The following is a 1,311-nucleotide window of genomic DNA, read 5'->3' on the forward strand; positions in this document are numbered from 1 at the left end:
CCCCCGGATCGGGCAGGGGTGCGCCGGCTTCGCCGGTCGATCCATTCACTTCACCCACCACGGGGACACCGTCCCCCGTGGGGGCGGTCTGTCCCCTCCATGCAGGAGATAGACCTATGCTGATCAAAACGATTGCCCATGCGCGCATTGCCGATCTGAAACCGATTTCCCGGGGACGATTCGAGCTATGTCGTTCTGGCACTCGATACCGCATCGGTATTCAACCCAACGGATCCATTCGGCTCCTATCCGTCTCGTCCGCCCGCGCGGCCTGACGGCTCTCAACCCACCACGGGGACACCGCTCCCCGTGGGGGCGGTCTGTCCCCTCCATGCAGGAGACTGACCATGTCCATGCTGATTCACATCGTCCCCGATACGGACCCCTTCAACCCCCGCGAAGACTGCGACAACCTCCTCGGTAACATGGTGTGCTGGCACAGCCGCTATGAACTGGGAGACGAACAGCCGGCAGATAACCCCAGCGAGTGGGCGCTTCGCGTGGCATGCGAGTTCAATCCATCCATTGAAGATCAGGTCGAGCGTTTCGCCGACCGATTGTGGGATCGTCTGGACTCCACCGAGCCTCGTCTGGAGAAGCGGCTGCACGAGCACAGCCAACAGGTGATCCAGTTCCAACAAGAGAAGGTGGACGCGATCCTCGATCGATACATGATCATGGTGCCGCTTTACCTCTATGACCACTCGGGGATCACGATGTCTACCCGACCATTCAGCTGTCCATGGGATAGCGGTCAGGTGGGGTGGATCTACGTGACCCGCGAAGACGCCCGCCGCGCGTTCGGGTGGAAGCGTCTGAGCCCGAGACGGGAGGCGCGAATCCGCTCGATCCTGGAGGCCGAGGTCGCCACTTACGACCAATACCTGCAGGGCGAGGTGTACGGATACGTCGTCTATGAGAACGGGGTCGAGGTGGACTCCTGCTGGGGCTTTTTCTCCGATTCGTTCGGCGAGGACTACCGGCAAAACGGCATGGCCGAACACTGGCCGGACGGATGGGAGAGCGCCAAGATCGTCGTCTCCCTGGATCCTCACGCCCAACTCGAAGCGGCTTAATGGTCGCTTCCCCTGGTCCGGAGTGCCTCGAATGACACTCTCTGGATCTATCCTTGACGGCCTTCGGGCCGTCATTCCCGAGGGTCGCGCGCGGCCCTGGGGAATGACGGCTTTACCGCCCGCCACGAGCGCATCGTGGTCCCTGAAAGCACCCCCGGATCGGGCAGGGGTGCGCCGGCTTCGCCGGTCGATCCATTCACTTCACCCACCACGGGGACACCGTCCCCCGTGGGGG

General features: G+C 62.6%; 1 protein-coding gene. It reads left to right on the plus strand.

The genetic code is table 11. From position 1 onward, the window contains the following. The first annotated feature begins 347 nt into the window (after positions 1 to 347). Positions 348 to 1,076 carry a hypothetical protein gene (locus D000_RS0100005; RefSeq protein WP_018871493.1) on the plus strand — a complete coding sequence of 243 codons (729 nt, stop codon included), beginning with the start codon at positions 348 to 350 and terminating at the stop codon, positions 1,074 to 1,076. The last annotated feature ends 235 nt before the right edge of the window (positions 1,077 to 1,311 follow it).

The sequence above is a fragment of the Thioalkalivibrio sp. ALJ16 genome (genome assembly GCF_000377345.1).
Lineage (GTDB): Bacteria > Pseudomonadota > Gammaproteobacteria > Ectothiorhodospirales > Ectothiorhodospiraceae > Thioalkalivibrio.